General features: G+C 24.3%; 14 protein-coding genes and 3 pseudogenes. 7 read left to right on the top strand and 10 right to left on the bottom strand.

Features of this window, described 5'->3' with window-relative positions; genetic code table 11:
• Positions 1–555: 555 nt before the first annotated feature.
• The 6 genes and pseudogenes from QIA22_RS05595 to QIA22_RS05575 all read right to left on the bottom strand — a co-directional run bounded on the left by QIA22_RS05595 (position 556) and on the right by QIA22_RS05575 (position 4296).
• The gene (locus QIA22_RS05595; RefSeq protein WP_367612035.1) at positions 556–1107 is read right to left on the bottom strand and encodes a P52 family lipoprotein; all 552 of its coding nucleotides are present in this window, start codon (positions 1105–1107) and stop codon (positions 556–558) included.
• 553 nt (positions 1108–1660) lie between these two features.
• Positions 1661–2125, bottom strand: a pseudogene (locus QIA22_RS05590) (ParA family protein); the annotation flags it as partial.
• Positions 2098–2683 (bottom strand): annotated as a pseudogene (locus QIA22_RS05585) (DUF226 domain-containing protein). The pseudogenes QIA22_RS05590 and QIA22_RS05585, both read right to left, overlap by 28 nt.
• Positions 2676–3044 carry a plasmid maintenance protein gene (locus QIA22_RS06935; RefSeq protein WP_437125862.1) on the bottom strand — a complete coding sequence of 123 codons (369 nt, stop codon included), beginning with the start codon at positions 3042–3044 and terminating at the stop codon, positions 2676–2678. The pseudogene QIA22_RS05585 and the gene QIA22_RS06935 overlap by 8 nt, the downstream one beginning before the upstream one ends.
• The gene (locus tag QIA22_RS06930) at positions 3011–3316 is read right to left on the bottom strand and encodes a hypothetical protein (RefSeq protein ID WP_437125861.1); all 306 of its coding nucleotides are present in this window, start codon (positions 3314–3316) and stop codon (positions 3011–3013) included. Before QIA22_RS06930 ends, QIA22_RS06935 begins: the two co-directional genes overlap by 34 nt.
• Before the next feature lie 284 nt (positions 3317–3600).
• On the bottom strand, positions 3601–4296 hold the full coding sequence (locus QIA22_RS05575) for an SIMPL domain-containing protein (protein ID WP_367612029.1): 696 nt from the start codon (positions 4294–4296) through the stop codon (positions 3601–3603).
• Positions 4297–5084: 788 nt separating this feature from the next.
• On the opposite strand from QIA22_RS05575, the gene QIA22_RS05570 reads away from it, so the two are divergent.
• The 3 genes from QIA22_RS05570 (at position 5085) to QIA22_RS05560 (ending at position 9128) form a co-directional block, all read left to right on the top strand.
• Complete coding sequence (locus QIA22_RS05570; RefSeq protein WP_367612028.1) at positions 5085–5498, top strand: CRASP family complement regulator-acquiring lipoprotein; 414 nt, start codon at positions 5085–5087, stop codon at positions 5496–5498.
• Between the two features lie 683 nt (positions 5499–6181).
• Entirely contained in the window at positions 6182–7828 is a 1647-nt protein-coding gene (gene ade, locus QIA22_RS05565; protein WP_367612026.1) for an adenine deaminase, read from the top strand.
• 664 nt (positions 7829–8492) lie between these two features.
• Positions 8493–9128: a hypothetical protein gene (locus QIA22_RS05560; protein ID WP_367612024.1), complete on the top strand. Its 636-nt coding sequence runs from the start codon at positions 8493–8495 to the stop codon at positions 9126–9128.
• Positions 9129–9284: 156 nt separating this feature from the next.
• On the opposite strand, the gene QIA22_RS05555 is transcribed toward QIA22_RS05560, so the two are convergent.
• The 3 genes from QIA22_RS05555 to QIA22_RS05545 are packed head-to-tail and all read right to left on the bottom strand — an operon-like array spanning position 9285 to position 11468.
• Complete coding sequence (locus tag QIA22_RS05555; protein WP_367612023.1) at positions 9285–10034, bottom strand: ParA family protein; 750 nt, start codon at positions 10032–10034, stop codon at positions 9285–9287.
• Positions 10010–10549 (bottom strand): DUF226 domain-containing protein, encoded by a 540-nt coding sequence (locus QIA22_RS05550; RefSeq protein WP_367612022.1) that lies wholly within the window; start codon positions 10547–10549, stop codon positions 10010–10012. Before QIA22_RS05550 ends, QIA22_RS05555 begins: the two co-directional genes overlap by 25 nt.
• The gene (locus tag QIA22_RS05545; protein WP_367612021.1) at positions 10542–11468 is read right to left on the bottom strand and encodes a plasmid maintenance protein; all 927 of its coding nucleotides are present in this window, start codon (positions 11466–11468) and stop codon (positions 10542–10544) included. Before QIA22_RS05545 ends, QIA22_RS05550 begins: the two co-directional genes overlap by 8 nt.
• Positions 11469–12015: 547 nt before the next feature.
• On the opposite strand from QIA22_RS05545, the gene QIA22_RS05540 reads away from it, so the two are divergent.
• The 4 genes and pseudogenes from QIA22_RS05540 to QIA22_RS05525 all read left to right on the top strand — a co-directional run bounded on the left by QIA22_RS05540 (position 12016) and on the right by QIA22_RS05525 (position 17428).
• Positions 12016–12627: a chromosome replication/partitioning protein gene (locus tag QIA22_RS05540; RefSeq protein ID WP_367612020.1), complete on the top strand. Its 612-nt coding sequence runs from the start codon at positions 12016–12018 to the stop codon at positions 12625–12627.
• Positions 12628–13122: 495 nt separating this feature from the next.
• Positions 13123–13326, top strand: coding sequence for a hypothetical protein (locus QIA22_RS05535; RefSeq protein WP_367612018.1), 204 nt, complete (start codon positions 13123–13125; stop codon positions 13324–13326).
• Entirely contained in the window at positions 13311–13373 is a 63-nt protein-coding gene (locus QIA22_RS05530) for a hypothetical protein (RefSeq protein WP_367612036.1), read from the top strand. Before QIA22_RS05535 ends, QIA22_RS05530 begins: the two co-directional genes overlap by 16 nt.
• A gap of 225 nt (positions 13374–13598) precedes the next feature.
• A pseudogene (locus tag QIA22_RS05525) lies at positions 13599–17428 on the top strand (Eco57I restriction-modification methylase domain-containing protein).
• A gap of 92 nt (positions 17429–17520) precedes the next feature.
• Here QIA22_RS05525 and QIA22_RS05520 read toward each other — a convergent pair.
• The gene (locus tag QIA22_RS05520; RefSeq protein WP_367612015.1) at positions 17521–17916 is read right to left on the bottom strand and encodes a hypothetical protein; all 396 of its coding nucleotides are present in this window, start codon (positions 17914–17916) and stop codon (positions 17521–17523) included.
• Positions 17917–18216: the final 300 nt, after the last annotated feature.

The raw sequence follows: 18216 nt of genomic DNA, 5'->3' as shown, positions 1-18216 counted from the left end.
TTATAATTTTTAATTAGTATAGATATTTTATCTATAAAGATTACTCCTAATAACTACACATTTAATCTAAAAATCTCAAACTTTAACCTGGAAATCTGAAGAAAATTTAAAAATCATAAATTTGGAAATATATTTTACTTTTGCATTATTCTTACCTTTATTATTATGAGAATTAACTTCTTTAATATAGATTTTAAGAATCAGATTTAAGCATATCTCTTATCATAAATAAATAATAATTATTAGCATAATAATATATTAATTAAATTACTTAACTATCTCTAATTCCCTTTTTTAAAAAAAGCTAAAAAACCACAATATAAAGATTAAATTACTTAAATCTTGCCTTCTTATTAACGACACATCGATTACTTCTATTAAAGAAATAATAAATTGAGAAAACATTTTCTTTTATATAAGCATTAAAACATGCCTTTTTAAATATTTTTTATCCACATATTTATAAATAATGAAATGGCGCTGGTTTATTTATTCACCAATTAATTCTTCCATATAAGAAAAGCATTAATACTGAAAATTAAAATTATCTTACAATTAATACAAGACAACCATATTAAAAGTATTTCTTTCTATTTCTCTCTTCACTTTTAAATATTGTTGATAAGCAGTGGGTCTAGGTATAAAACGATCATACTCAGGGCTCCCTTCTTCGCCAGAATACTTAATATTTGGAGAATATAACTCTCTTATACATGAATACAGCCAATAAACTTCACTTTTAAATTTATTATTCTGCTCATTTTTTATCCTACCAAACAACTTAATCAAGTCTTTAGATCGCTCAGAACCTAAATCTAAAAAGAATTTATTAAAATACTCCTCATTATAGTAAGGCAGTGGCGGAAACTCGCGACTTTCTAAACCTTGTAGAGTGTATAGAGTCTTTTTTATATCAACCAACAAACGATGTTCAGACGCATATAATTTTAAATTAGAAAATATGCCTTCAGTAACAATCTCATCGGAACCCATATCACTACTTTCCAAATTCTCAAAAAAAGTTTGAACAGCTTGTTCCCGCTTATCAGACAAATAACAACCCAATAAAGCTAATGCTATTATGTAAACGCCAACCAAAATCCTCATATATACTCCTTACCCACCTTACTACAAAAATAATCTGTGTAAATATACAAGTTTATCTAAACATTATTTTACTAAACGTTAAAAAACCCTACTAAGATAGATTTCTCTATAACAAATAAACATATACCAATTTTACCTTTTCTCAAGAATTGTTAAATTACTAAAATATTAATTTTAGCTTTATTATTTTAGCTTTATCATTTCTATTAAAGCCTTTAAAATTAATAAAAAGATTTAAATAAACAAATTTGATAAAAATCAATCAAAAATATATCAAAATAGATTTTAAAAAAAGCTCAAAACATTATAAAACTTCCGGCAATGAAAATATTATTATAATTATTCTAATAATACAACAATTAATACGGTATAATCTTGTATTAAAGATTAAATTATATTGATACTGAATAATATTAAAGTATTGTATTATATTGATATTGTATTATATTAAGTATTAGATTTTAAGTAAGGAGATTATTTGTGAAATATAATATAATTGTAAGCATGGTTGTTTTTCTATTTTTAACTGCCTGCAATCCAGATTTTAACACCTTTCGGGTTGAACAGGAATAATAATTTGATTTGTAACATTTAATGCATTTTTTAAAATAAAATTATAACTTGGTGGGGTGTCAAGCACAATATAATCAAAATTATAACTTAGAACATTTTTATCTAAACAAAATTTTAGTAAATTTTCCTTATTATCCACATTATTATAATTAAATTCATCAAGAAAAGGGTGCGATGGAATTATAAAAATGTGATCATTAACTTTGTTTACGCATTGATCAAAATAAGAATTACCTATTAATAAATTGTAAATATTGTTTTTATTGAAATTAACTAAATATTTTCTAAAATATGAAGTTAGGGCATTTTGTGAATCCATGTCAATTAATAAAATTTTTTTACCTAGATTTTTTAGTACATAAGAGAATAGGATTGATAGTGTGCTTTTACCCACACCCCCTTTAAGATTTGCTATTGTTATGATATTTGATTTTTTTCTATCCATTTGTATATTACTCCTGCATTTTTTAGCTTTTTTTGTAAAATTTATATACTGTATTTTCCATTTTTTTATATGGTCTAGATTAAATTTATAATATTTTGTGTTTCTTTATCTTTTTTTCTTAATAATGTTCTAAGAGATTGAATATAACATTTTATAGAACCTTTGCTAAATTTAAATTCCAAATAATAAAGTTTTTTATGACATATGATTTATTGTCTTTTTTCAAAAAAAAGACTTTTCTAATTTTTCCCATCCATATTTTATTCCTAAAAATTTGTTGTTCTCTTTGAGGGGAAAAAGATTGAATAAGTAGTAGTTTTTTTTATCATTAAATTTTTGAAAGGTTAAACTTAATTTATTGTCTTTATTGGTAATTCTAAATTTTATCAAATGTTTAAATATTTTTGTATGATATATTTTTTTATTATTTATTTCTTCAATTCTAGAAAAAGCAGTTCTTTCTTTTGTTTCTTTATTTATATTTTTGTTATATTCTATTTCTTTTTTGTTTATTATTTCTTTTTCTTTTGCTTTTAATTTTTCTATTAACTTATTCAACGTTTAATTCCTTTTTTAAAATTCTATCTAAAATTTGTTTAGCTATTTGTTTGGGATGTCCACTAAAATTAGTTTTTTTATTGGTTTTCCATTTAGACTTGTATAGATCCTTAAATTCTCCCAATAGTAAGTAAAAGTCTGTTTTATAAGGTGCATATTGTTTCATAAAATGAATTTTGTTTTTATACTTTTTAAGTTTACTTAGAAAGAAAGATAATATGTCTTCTTTTTTATAGTCATATGATAACTGATTAAGAAAATCTTTGTGGTTAAGAAGTGTATTTTTATAAGCTTTTTCTGGATTTTTAGTATGTTTTACTATGCTTTTTATCTCTTTAGCAATTTCTGTGGGTAATCCCATTTTTTTCCCGTACTGATATTTTTATTTCTAATTTCTCCTTCATTTGAATTTTTTTTAAAATTATGTTTTATAGAATTTTTATTATATATATTTTTATAATTTTTTATATTTACAGTGACATTTTGAGTGACATTTTTAGGCTTTAATTTTTCTTTATTTGATTTTATTTTTTTGAATACCGCAAGATTGGTACTAGAAAAATAAGCATCAATTAGCGAGTATGAAATTCTAGAAGTTTGGTATATGCAAAGCTTGCCTTTAAATTTTCCCATGTTATTTGAAAATGTTAGAATTCTTTTATTAATTGCTTTAATTTTTTAAAAATCTTAAATCTTCTCGTAATGTACGAATTGTAGTTGGTTTATGCCCTTCTTTGATTATAATTATCCACCTACAATTTAATTATAAAAGCTTATAAATTGGGGTTAAAGTGTATTGTATAGTATATGGTACTATATAAAGAAATCAGAAAGTAAAAATCAATAGTTAGACTTATAGGTCCCACAGAAACCGCAAGCTATTTATATGGATTTTAGAAATAATAGTTCGCCAAATATCAATCCAAATAATAAGAAACGGTTGTAACGATCCTTAATATTTTTTTTGGATAACATTCTTGAGCACCTAAACTTCTATCAATTGGAAGAAATTCAAAATATCCTTGATTTGCGTTTTTAATTTTTCCTAATTTTGAACTTGAATGTTTTGCAAATTCCAAAGCCGCCAATTTCGCATTTCTAATTGAATCTGCTAACATTTCGGGCTTTATATCATTAATATTGTCAAAGTAATATCTTGGTCCTCCACTATTACTAATTAATATACCTTGATTATAAAGCTCAGCAATATTTTTTTCTGCTGCTTCCATTTTCTCAATATTTTTTGTATGAACAGTTAAAGATATATATGCTCTATACTTATAAAGAGATTCTTTGTAATTCTCTTCATTAAATTCCATAAATCCCATTTTTATATGGTCTTCGCTAAATCCATGCTTTAAAAAAAAGCTTTTAATCTTCGACAAGCTTAAATTATTTGCTTTATTAATATCATTGATAGTATCACCAGTTAAGCTGTATCTAAACTCCCAACTAGAAGACGTTGATAAAATTTCTCTTTCGCTAAGACCCTTGACCGTAATATAATTTTCATTTTTGATGCCAATGTTTTTTATTCCGTGAGAAATTATAATTGATGATATAAACAAAAGTAATGAAAATAACAAGAAATATATTTCTTTTCCCCTAAACATAGATTGGCCTCCTAAAAGCAATAATAAATAATATATTAGAATTACTGTATTTAAATTTATTTTAACATATTGCTTAATATTAATAAATCTGAATACATTTTAGTAGATCATAATTTTATGAACCTAGCAAAGACGATATTTTATAAAAAAATAAAAACTAAATATCTTAAATCTTGATAAAGATATGATGAAATTTCTTCATCTATGCATTTATATCAATAGAAGATTTATCATTTAAAAATATGTAAAAAAAGATGTTTGGAAGAAGTATTAATGATTTGGTTGGTACAAATTTACGAAGCAATTATGACACAAAATAAAGTGGCATGTTTTATATTTGCACAAATTGCAATATTTCGCATGATATAAATATAAACACAATCGTCAATCTTAAAAATTATTGTTATTATAAAAAAAATAAAGACCAAAACAGCTGCATAAGCTAAGTTAATTGAAGCAATTAAAAGTCATTATGATATTAAACAAGAAGTTCTTTTTATAATCTTGTGCTTAGAAATAGCACACAATTATTTGACATTTCAAAATATTGCAAAAAAATCATTTTTAAATGATATTGTATTTTACAATAATTACTATTTAATACTTGTTATAAGTTTGTATTATGGCTTTGCAGATATTATGTAAAGCCATTTTAAGGGCTGCATTTATGAAAAAAATTAATATTATTAATCAATATTTTTTTATTTATTTCATGTCAAAACGATGGTTTAAATAAAAATAAGATTAGCAAAAATCATAATTATAAAAAACAACTTGGGAAAAAATATGTGCGGGGAGAAAAGGATGAACTTTTATCTTGGATAAATAATTTTGTAGAAGTTAATAATAAAGCCATAGATAATTCTTTTGAAAAATTCAAAAGTGAGCCATCTACTCAATATAATCTTCCATTTAAAAATATTAGTTGGTATATGCTAAAGAAAACACTTGCTGATGGTGTAGAAGAATCTAAAAAAGCCAGAAGATGTTTGTATGCGGTTTTAAATTACAATGAAAGCGAGTTGAAAGATTTTGGATTAATTTTAAATTCAAATGTACATAGCATTAAGAAGATTGTTAATAAAATCATGCAAAATGCGGGTATAGAATTCCAATTTAGATTTGAGGTAATAATGAAATTGTTGCTTGATAAAAAAAGCAACCTAATGTTATTAGATATTCCTAATATCAAAAGGATTTAAATTTGTCTTGAAAATTTTTTAGCTTTAAGAATAAACTTTAGAGAGCTTGTTAAACAATTATTAAATGATTATGGCAGTAATAAAGAGTCCATAAAGTCTGAAAATAGTAAATTAGGAGATTAGGAGATTATTTAAATAAAGCTTTTTTAGATATTGTTTTAAGCATGGATAAAAATCCTATAAATCTAGAACAAGGGATTAGAAATATTATTGTTATTTAATTTTAAATAAAGAGAATTAAAATTATTTCTTCTTTTTTTATTTTAAAAGCATTTTTTTTAATTGCTGGTAATAAGCTCTTAATTTTTTTATTATTTAATTTTTCTTAAACAACACCATTTAATTAAATATTAAATGCAAAATCCTTTATCTGTAAAATGGACAAAAATTTTATGCTGCAATTGTTTTTATAAAAATCAATTAAAAATTGTTTGATACTTTACCACATAATCTTTGATGGTATCAAAATTAGAATTGCTAGCTATTTTTTATTTAAATTTCTTTGTTTATTTTACCCAAAAAATTATCTTCGATTTTTATCGAATATAACAAATATCGGCGATTTTTATTTTTTCTAAATAAAGTTGCAATTAAATATCCTGACACTTTGCACTATAATTTAAGTTTAAAGATTTTAAGGTAGAGTATATTATGAACAAAAAGTTTTTAGAAGAGGATAAATAATGGATTTATTTAAAATTGAAGCTAATTATATTGACATCTTTAATAAAGAAATTTATCCAGCTAGCATAGCGATTGCAAACGGTCATATTGCGAGCATAGAAAAAATTAATGCGACATTGGATGAATATGTGCTGCCAGGATTTATTGATGCGCATATACATATAGAGAGTTCTTTTCTTATTCCATCAAACTTTGCTCATTTAGTAGTTGCACACGGCACTGTGGCTACAATAAGCGATCCTCATGAAATAGCCAATGTTAATGGTATTGATGGCATTAATTTTATGATAAATAATTCTAAAAAAACCGAGTTTAAATTTTTTTTTGGAGCTCCTTCTTGTGTGCCAGCGTTGTCGCCAGAATTTGAAACTTCAGGATATGTATTAAATGATAAAGATATAGATGAATTGATGAAATTAGATGATATTTACTATTTGGCCGAAGTAATGGATTTTAAAGGCGTGATTAACAAAGATATTGAAATTATAAATAAAATAAATTCTGCATTAAAGCGTAATAAGGTTGTTGATGGGCATGCTCCTGGTTTGTCCCCCAATTTAACTTTAAAGTATGCATCTTCAGGCATTAGCACTGATCATGAATGTTTAACAATAGAAGATGCAAGATATAAATTATCTTTGGGCATGAAAATAATAATTAGAGAAGGAAGTGCCGCTAAAAATTTTGAATCTTTGCATCCCTTGATTAGTGAATGTTCTAAAAAATATTGTGATTCTTTAATGTTTTGCTTTGATGATGCGCACCCAAATGACATTCTAAATGGACATATTAATTTAATAGTAGCTCGTGCAATAGAGTATGGGCACGACTTTTTTGATGTTTTGAAAATAGCATGCATTAATCCGGTTTTACACTATAAAATCCCAGTGGGGTTGTTAAGAATAGGAGATCCTGCTGATTTTATAATTACCAAAGATATTAAAACATTCAAAATAGATAAAACCTACATTAATGGCAAATTGGTTTTTAATGATGGAGTTTCACTTATTCCATTAATAAGTGAAACTCCTATAAACAATTTTAATTGTAGCAAAAAATCTATTTTGGATTTTAAATTTTCCACTAAAAATAAGACGATCCCAGTAATCAACTGCATCAGCAACCAAATTATTACTCATAAAACTATGATTGATAGCAACTTATTGGCCCCAGATTTTCAATCTAATATTAACGAAGATATTTTAAAGATAGCTATAATAAATCGATATAAAGACAATAGTAAAATTTCTATAGGATTTATAAAAAATTTTGGAATAAGAAACGGCGCTATAGGAAGTACGGTTGCTCATGATTCTCACAATATTATACTTGTTGGAAGCAATGATGAATACTTGTGTAAAGCGGCAAATACAATCATCCAAAATAAGGGAGGATTATGTGCCCTAAACAATGAAAAAACCATAATAATGGAACTTCCTATTTCTGGATTAATGAGCACTCTTTCAGCCGAAGAAATAGCTTCACAATATATAAAATTAACTCATTTTTGTAAAAATGTTTTGGGCTCTCAGCTTGATGATCCTTTAATGACTTTGTCTTTTATGTCTTTAACAGTGGTTCCCTATTTAAAGATAAATGATAAAGGACTGTTTGATGTTGATTCTTTTTGTTTTTTAGATTATTAATCTTAAATTATTATAAAAAGGCAAAAAAGGATTAAAAAATTAAATGACAAATTGTAGAAGGAGCTCAAAAGTTTTTTGTCTGTTATTATCTATTAAGGATTATTAATTGTGTGTCTAGCAGTTTTTTTATTTTAAAAATTTTATGCATTAAATCCTTAGGTAAAAAGTGGTTTTTGATTACTATTTGGAGGCACAAGCACCATAAATAATAGTCTGTAATAATGTAGGGCATTACTATTAATTAAATTTATGGAAACCACATGCGTAAATATTGATACGCCTCCTCAATGCATAACATATGTACAAGAAAACCCTCTGTTTCAAATAAACTATTGGCTTGCCCAAGTCTTAATCTTAAGAAACAAATTAATTAATTCTTTAACTCTCTTTAGAACCCAAGCTTATGTAAAAAACTCGTCAAAATTTTTTCATTTCATTATATTTAAAAATAAATCAATAAAAAATCATTTTTGTTTTGACTCCGCTTTTAATACCATCCTTATGAGATTATATTTTTGCACTTATATTTTTTATTCCCTCTATAAAAATTTTATTTTTAAAAAAGATATTTATTAATTATAATATCAATATTATTAGAAAATAGTTAATAAAAAATTTAACATATGCTTTTAAATAAAGCAAATATTAAATTAAGGAGTGTAAATTGAAAAAATATATTATCAATTTAAGTTTATGTTTATTATTGTTTTCATGCGATCTTTTTTCAAAAGATTCTCGATCACGCCAAAAATACAATTTTAAAGTACCCGCTAAATCGGTTTTAAATCCTACTAATAAAGAAAATATAGACACTGAAAAAGGTACTAACACTACGCTTTGCATAAGAGAAGAAGATCGCAGAATTATAATTAAAGATTGTATTAATAATCAAGAGCTTTTTAAAGTGAAATCTAAAAGAAGATATGATTTTAAAAAAGCCATGCTTCTTGGTGCTAAAACAGCTTTAAAAGTTATAAATATTGGCAATAATAATAAAAAATTAAATTCCATAAAAAAACATAAAGATCACATTTTATTAGAATTTAAAGATAATAAAATATATATAATTCGATTATCTGAACTTAAAAAACATTTACTAAAAAGCAATAAAAAACCACTCTTGGGAAGTCCGATACCGGGCGGCGGAGATGCAGAATTTGTAGATGATCCTGATGGCAGAATAGAAGCGGAATTAGAGGCAGAAAAAGAGCAAGAGATGTTAAATAGAGAAGATTTTGGAGACGAAGAAGACGAAGAATTAGAAGAAGAAATATTTGGAAAAGAAAACCGTAACGATTGAAAATAAGATACTGCATTTCAATAAAATAAAGAAGCCCCTAAAAATAGGGGCTTCTTTATTTTATTGAAATGCAACTTGCTAAAGCAACTATAAATCTACATAGTATCAATTAATTTTAGAGTTGTATTTTTAATACTATAATTGATAAGCTTCTAATTAAAGTATATCTTTTAAAGCATTTTCAGCTTCCCTATAATAAATTTCTTTCAAAGAAGGCTCTAAAAGGTCATTTATAAAAACTTTTACACTATTTGAAAAATGAATTTTACCTTTTATATATTTGCCATATTTCTCATAAAGCACCCCCTCTACCTCTTTTAAGGTATTCCTATTTTTAATAAATTGGTTTTCTATAATAGAAATATTATATTTTTTGTTTTTAATATTCTGAATATTATTTATTGTTTCTGTTAAAATAGAAAAGCTTTCTATTGACCATCTTTCTACTTGAACTGGAATTATAATATGGTCTGTAACATTTAGAGCATTTTTTAAAAGAAAATTCCTACTAGGAGAAGTATCTATTATAATATAATCAAAATCAAAACTTTTAGTGCTCTTATTTAATCTAAACTCTAAAATAATCTCTTTATAATCTATATCATCCGTGTTAAATTTTTCTAAAACAGGATGAGAAGGAATTATAGAAATAAATTCATTAATTTTATTTTCACATTTATCAAAATAAGCATTTCCTTTTAAAAATTCATAAACGTTATGCTTTTTAATATTAGAAATATATTTATTAAAATAAGAAGTTAAAGAATTTTGTGGATCTAAATCAATTAGTAGCACTTTTTTGCCCAATTCTTTTAAAATATAAGAGAAAAGTATAGAAAGTGAACTTTTACCGACTCCTCCTTTTAAACTTGCAAGTGTAATTATAATTGGTTTTTTTTGATCCATTTATTTATAACCCCCCCACCTTTTAGTTTTTTATTATAAAATTCATATACTTTTTTTTCCATTTTTTTCAAATGTGATAAATTGAATTGATAATACTCGGTGGTTTCTTTATTTTTTCTTAAAAGTGTTCTTAAAGATTGAACATAGGCTTTAATAGAGCCATTTTTAAAGACAAATTCTATATAATAAAGCTTTTTTATTGCATAAGTTTTATTATTTTCTTTTTTAAGAAAAAAGGGTTTATCAAGCTTATCATGCTTATATTTTATTTCTAAGAATTTATCATTTTCTCTTAAAGGAAATAAATTGAAAAAAAGAAAATCTTTATTATTATTAAATTTTTGGAAAGTAAGCCTTAGCCTTTCCCCTTTGTTTGTAATTTTAAAACCAACCAGATGTTTAAATATTTTTGTACAGTATATCTTTCTGCTATCTATTTCTTCAATTCTATTAAATATAATTCTTTTTTCTATATCATTTTTTTTGTTTCTGAGTTTTTCAAGCAAGCTACTCAAATTTTAATCCCTTTGACAAAATTTTAGATAAAATATTATTGGCTATTGTACCAGCATGTCCTGAAAAGCTAGTTATTTTATTTGCTTTCCATTTAGTAGTATAAATATCTTTAAATTCTCCTACAAGAGTGTAAAAATCGGTTTTATAGGGTGCAATTTTTCTCATAAAGTGAATTTTATGCTTATAAAGGTTTAATTTGGACAAGAAAAAGTTTTTAATATCTTTTACATCATAATCATATTTTAAATAATTTTTAAAATCTTTATAGTTTAGCAGAGTATTTTTTAGTGTTTTAATTGGGTTTTTTGTATTGGAAACCATGGATTTAATTTTTTTAAAAAAAGAGTTTTCTATAGAATTCTTATTTTTTATATTTATATATTGTTTATTATATACAGTGATATTTTCAGTGATATTTTGAGGGTTAAAATTCTCTTTCTTTTCTCTTAAAGGATCTTTTTTTTCCTTTACTTTTTTAATTAAGTCTGCTTTAGTGTTGCTAAAATATGTATCGATCAGTTTATATGCAATAGATGACACCTTATATATACAGAGTTTTCCTTTAAATTCTCCAAAGTTATTTGAAAATGTTAGCGTTCTTTTTTCTAATGCCTTTAGCTTAACTAAAAATCTCAAATCTATTCTTAGAGTATTAATTGTAGTTTCTTTTTTATTTTCTTTATGTATATTTGAGTTTAGTACTCGAAGTATATCTCCTTGATGATGAACCCGAATACTTTTTAGTTTTTCAGAGTCAAAATGAATTCTATGTATTGATTCATTATATTTTTTTTCAAACTCTTTATTTAAGTAAATAATAACCGAAATTATTTTTTTAAGTTTGCGGTCTTTTGAAAGTAATTTATTAGATTTATTGGTATTAATTTGGTAGCTATAATTAGGTATAACAGCGTTCATTTTTTGTCCCCCAGTTTAATGTCCATTTAATTTACAGTTAAAAATTATAGTATATAAAATAATAAATTTCAACCCGGTATTAAAATTAAAGCTAAAAACCACTTTAAGAATATTTGAGTCAATTGGGTCCGATTTTTGACAAAAAAGCATCTTAATGTTATACAACAACTAGTATGAGGTTTTTAATAAGCTCGATTAAAAATAGAATAATAAATAACAACTAAGGTGTTAAGAATCAAAAAATCTAAAAAAAATAGATTTTCTTGAGCCACTATTTATATAATCTTTAATTTAGAAATGTTTTCTTGTATTGTTCAGAACCGAACGATTTTATTTATTATTAATTATTATTTCTTAATAAAAAATAATAATTATTGACACAAATTTTAACTTGTGTCAATAATTATTCACAGATTGGCGGTGTCAGATTTATTATGTGTTTTTTGTCCTATATTATTATTCTAAACTTATTTTTTAGGTGCAAATTAATAGTTAAATACATAGAAATGTCTGCCTTTAAAGCAAAAAATAAATATAGGAGTATCAAATGGTAAAAAAAGAAAGTAAAAAGAAAAATAAAAAAGAGATAATTTTAAATGACAGATTTGAAGATTTTATTGATAAAAGTCAAAATTTAAGCGATAATCAAGATAAAAATTTAATAATTTATAATGATCTAAAAGACCAATTAAGGCTTAATTTAAAAGATGATATTGACAATAAAATTCAAAGAATGAAAATTCTATATGAAATTAAACAAAAAGAACTTTATAAATACGATGGTTTTAAAAGTTTTGAACAATTTATAAAATCTTTTATAATTGCAAAAACTCAAGCTTATACATATTTAAAAGTTTATGAAAAGGTTTTAGAAGGCGTTATTTCTATTGATAAAATTAAAGAAGCAGGGTTTAATAGCATATATCGTGCTATACAAAAACAAAGGTTGTCAGAAATAAATCAAGAAGATATTAATAAAAACAACAAAGAAAATATCCCAATTAGAATTTTAATAAAAGATAATGAATTATATGATTTTTGTAAAAAAGATACTAAAAGAGTTTACTTTATTTTAAAGGAGATTTTTAAAAATAAAAAAGATATTTTATCGGAGATCATAATTAAATATGATAATTCTAAAAATAAAAGGAATAAATAAATTTTTAAGGTTTATTGACTTTAGTGCTTGATTAATGGTAATCTATTATTTCTAATAGGCTTAAGTTTGTTTTGCCTAGTTTAATGTCGAAAAGATGCCCCGAAAAGGGTTTTTTTTATTTTAAAATCTAAATTTAGGATTAGACATTGAATACTACTAGGGTTTCTTAACTTTAAATTCCTGTTGCATAATATCCTTAATTGATAAGCCCTCTATAACCATATTTTTATAATTATTACAAAGCAAAGAAATACTTTATGTAAAAGTCTTTTCTTTTATTTGAAATTTTCTTATATAGCTTAGCAGCCCTTAATCCAGATTTGGTCATATTAGTAGCACCTTTTTGTTTTTTGATAATTTTATTTGATATTTATTAAGTCTATTTTCATTTTTTGTTAAATATTTAGGACGATTTGTTTTTTCACTCCCACTACTTACTAAGAAATTGTAAATCAAAGACTTTGATTTATTTTTTAATTTTGGGAGAGGATAATTATGAATAAAAACCGGATTATTATTTGTGTTGTTCTTGAACTGATAAGTTCTTTTAAAAATTTTTCACATCTTTATTACTTACATAATTCTGATCAAGATGCTTCTAAAGAAGAAATTAACAAAAGACTCTATAATTGTGATTTTGAAAATGAAAAGGATAAAAACATTTTTTTGTTTATGCTTCACAAATTAGGGGGCGCTTAAGAAAAGTTCTGATTAAAGAAAAAAGTGTTTTTTTAGATGCTCTTTAATTAAGAGGTGTCTTATAAAAAATAAATTAATAACTCTAATTAATTGGGAAAAGTGAGAAATAATTTTGAACAAGCTTATTCTAAAGATAAAGTATTTGTGGTCAAGTAGATATTAAAACAAATTTTGGTCTACTTACTCTAAGATTAGTTTTTTTAAATTTAAAAAAACTAATCTTAGAGTACATTGTGAGTATCAAGAAGGGCTAAAAAGGATTTGTAAATATAATGGTTGTAAACATAAACAATGAAGATTGCATTATAAAAACAAATGATCCAAATGTATCTCTTTATAAAGAACTGTCAAAAGGCTTTATAAAAAAAGAAAATATCAATAAGCAAAAAGACTTTTTTATTTTTATAAAAAATAAATTTTCTTCAATAGATGATAATTCAACAGAAGCAAATATAGAGTCTTTGCTAAAATCTATATTTGAAGAACTAAATTATTCAGTAGAACAACAAAAGGGTGGGCAAATAGAAGGAGTGAAATCTAGAGTAGATATACTACTTTTTGAAAATGATAAAGACAAAGTAGATTTTAATGAAAAATTAGAAGAAGCTAAAAAAAATAATGAGCCTATTCCAGCTGAAGATATCTTACTTATAGCAGAAGTTAAGCGTTCATCATTTAGTTTTGACACTAAAGATAAGGTAAAAGAAGCAGAAGATCAGCTATATAGATATCTAAATCAATATCAAAAACATTATGGTGTACTTTCAAATGGAAAGGTATGGAGATTATATGATAAATCGAAAGTACTTTATGGAGAAAAAAGATATATTGAATTTGATTTTTCTAAAATTCAAGAAAAAGAAGAATACGAAGAACAAGAATGGTTTATTTTATTTAGCTATCTTATAAGAAAAGAAAGATACCTAAAAACAAGCAATGTAATAGCAGTTGAGAAAGAACAAATAGCCAAAGAAAAAGAGATAATTCAAAAAACTCTTAGAGAGATACTTTATGAGAGACCTGATGATTCTATAGTATTTAAAATTGCAAAAAATATATATGACAAAGAATTTAAAGTATCAGGTAAAGAAATTACTCGTCATATTTTGGCCAGCATTCTTGAAGAATCAATTATTTTTATTTTAAGAATATTTTTTATTGCATATATTGAAGATAACGACATATTTAAGAAAATTTTAGAAGAAAACAAACTATATAGATCTTCTATATCTTTTAGATATTTTTTTTATGATGAAAATACAAAAAATAAATTAGGATATAAAAAAATAATAACAATTTTCAATTTACTTGATAAAGGAAGTGATGCAATAAAGTTTCCTGTATTTAATGGAGGATTATTTGCAGAAGATAAAGTTAAATATTTAAATAATGAAAGTTTACTCAGTATTAGTGAACTTGAAGAAATATTAGTTAAAATACTTTTCTTTGAAGAAAAAAACATTAAAGATGAAAAATTTGTAGAGTATTCAAGGTTAGATCCTAAAAGTTTTGGAGAATTATACGAAACTCTACTTGAATATGATCTGAGAATTGCAGATACTACCGTTCATCGTATTATTGAAGACGGGGTTTATCTCATTCGTACCGAAGAAGAGCTTGCAAACAAGAAAGCAAACAAAGTTGCCACCTACTATAAAGGCAATATTTATCTTACATCTAGATCACTTGATAGGAAAAAAAGTGGAGCATATTATACCCCAGATGACCTAACTGATTTTATGGTTATATCATCAATTGAAGAACAGCTTAAAACCAAATCTCCTTTAGATATTAAAATCATTGATAATTCTTGTGGATCGGGGCATTTTTTGATTTCTTGTCTAGATTACTTAACAGAAAAAGTATGGTACGAGCTCGATAAATTTGAAGATGTAAAAAAAGAGCTTGATAAAGAATATAGAGCTATTTTAAAAGAAAGTGAAGAGTATGATGTCCAGGATATTATAAGTAAAGAATTAGTACTTAAAAGGATGTTGCTAAAGAAGTGTATTTATGGTGTTGATATTAATCCTATTTCAGTTGAAATTACTATGCTAAGTTTGTGGATTAATACCTTTATTTTTGGAACACCGCTAAGCTTTATTGAACATCACATAAAAGTAGGAAATGCTCTCTTAGGTTATACTAAAGATGAATTTTTTGATATTACAAAAAAGAAGTTTGAAAGTGGATTTTCTTTATTTAGGAAAAGGATTAAAGAAATTACAACTATTTTAGAAGATAGTTATCAAAAAATTAAAGGTATTAATGATACTACTAAAGAAGATATAGAAAAATCTAAAAAGATATACAAAGAGTATGAGGAAAGTGAATATATAGATAATTTAAGAATAATATTTTCTTTAATTAAACTTTATTCATTATCTTTTGACAAATCTTTAAATATAGAATTTAGTGATATTGCAGATGTAATCAGTTTAATTGAAAATATTTTGGGCAATAAAACTTCTATTAAAGATAAAGGAAAAATTAATAAAATTAGAAAATTAAGTAGCCACTATAAATTTTTCCACTATGGAATTGAGTTTCCAGATATTCAGGAAGGATTTGATATTGTAATTGGAAATCCGCCATGGGAGAAAACTAAGTTTAATGAAGCAGAGCTTTTTTCAAAACATATTCCTGGTTACAGAAAACTAAGCATAAAAGAACAAAATAAAATAAAGCAAGAAATACTCAGCAAAGATAATTATTATTTGAATATTGAATACAATGAAGAAAAAAACAGTATAAGCACTATTAACAATATTTATAAAAGTGATTTTAAAGATTTTGCTAGTGGTGGTGATCCAAATCTTTTTAGATACTTTGTTGCATTTAATTTAAAACTAATAAAACCAGGGGGTAATTTAACTTATTTGGTTCCTTCAGCTCTTTGGAGTGAGTCTAGTTCTAGTTCATTAAGAAAGCATATCTTTTCTAAGCATAAACTTAACTATGTTTATCAATTTCAAAATCAAAAAAGATTTGAAGATGTAGCATCACTTTTTAAATTTTCAATATTTCAACTTAGTAACGCTAAAGCCCCCACATCAGGTTTTAAGGCAAAATTCATGATTCAGAGTAATGATAATATTATTAAAGAAATAACTAGGAATTTAAAAGATGGTAAAGATGATCCTTATAAAGGGATTGAATTAAATATAAACCAAATTAAAAAACTGTCTCCTATTCAAGAATCAATAATAGAATTTAGAGACAATGAAGGATTTAGCTTAATTAACAAAATGTTTAGTAAATTTAGTGTGCTTAGTCAAGAATATATTGATTTTGGAGGGGGGTTGCATTTAACAAAGTATAAAGCATTGTATAAAGAATATAATAATGAAAATTTTATGTTTCTTTATTCTGGAGCCAATATTCATCAGTTTAATTCAAGATTTTTTAAAGATAAAGATGCAAAAGAAAGTTCTAAATTGCTATGGATAGATAAAAAAGACTTAGAAAAAGTATTAACTAAAAATAGTCAATGTCAAACCGAAAGAGTATTCTATAGGGCAATTGCAAGTAACACAAATGAAAGAACGATGATTAGCACACTTTCTCCTAAAAATTGTTATTGCGTGAATTCAATATATATAAATTATGAGAAAACGCCAATATCACTTTATAAAAAATTATTTATTATATCTATTTTTAATTCATTTGTATTTGACTTTATAATTAGAAGATTTGTTGACTCAAATGTGCTAAAATCATGTTTATATCAATGCCCAATGCCTCAACCCGAAGAGGATGAGATTTTAAATAATTCTTTATATTTAAATCTTGTAAAAAATACTTCTCTATTGATAGCTAAAAATGATCCCGATAACTTTAAATATTTACTTCATTTAGAACATTTTGAGTTTAGTAAGGAAAAAGTTAATAAAATACTAAATCTAAATGTGGAAGATGAATTTTTCAAAGAGAAAGAAAATGAAAATAACTTTATTGTAGCAAGCCTTTATTCACTAATCAAAGAAGATTTTGAGGTTTTACTTAATGATTTTGAGGTACTAAAAACAAAAAAGGAGAAGATTTTATTTTATCTTTAATAAAAGGATATGAGTATTATTTAAAAATAAATAAGCTTAATTAAGCGTTTTAATAAAGAGATTCATGGTATATGTTTTTAGTAAAAAAAACATCATTATTAAATGATGAAAAGGTTGTTCTTGGTGAAGTGATTTTTTAAAAAATACATTCTCCAAATTGAATTGCATTTTTAAGCATAGAAATATCTTCTTTTGTAATTTCTAAAAGCTTTTTAATTTTTTTGCTATTTTCATTAGTTACTTCATTAATAAAAATTTTTCCGTCAACTTGTTTTTCTATTTTCAAGATAGTTTGAATATTATAAGTCGGGTAGCTAATATTCGAAGAAGATATATTCGTCTTGCTGTAGCTGGAGGTACCTTCATTTTTTAATGCTTGAATTTCGTTTGGGAATTGAATATCTATTTGAGATCCATTTTCTAGATATTTTGCTATTTTTTCTTTATTTGATCTACTAAGTATATCATTTTGATCAGAATTACTTAAATTACATGAAAAGACCAATAAAATAATTAAAATTAATATGTTCACAAATTCCTCAGTTTTTTAAGTTTGTAAAAACTATATGTATAATATTACAAATGTAATTTGATTTTTTGAATTATAAATTGAATTTATCAAATTTTGTTTAAAAAAAAAGATAATAAAATAATTTTTGATACTTTGATTCAAAGATTAATAATTAGAAAATTAAAGATTTTTAAGTTAAAGTTTATGATTTTTAAATTTTCTTCAGATTTCCAGGTTAAAGTTTGAGATTTTTAGATTAAATGTGTAGTTATTAGGAGTAATCTTTATAGATAAAATATCTATACTAATTAAAAATTATAA

It is taken from the genome of Borreliella kurtenbachii (genome assembly GCF_030437945.2).
GTDB classification, from domain to species: Bacteria; Spirochaetota; Spirochaetia; order Borreliales; family Borreliaceae; genus Borreliella; species Borreliella carolinensis.
This window is presented reverse-complemented; position numbering and strand designations above follow the sequence as displayed.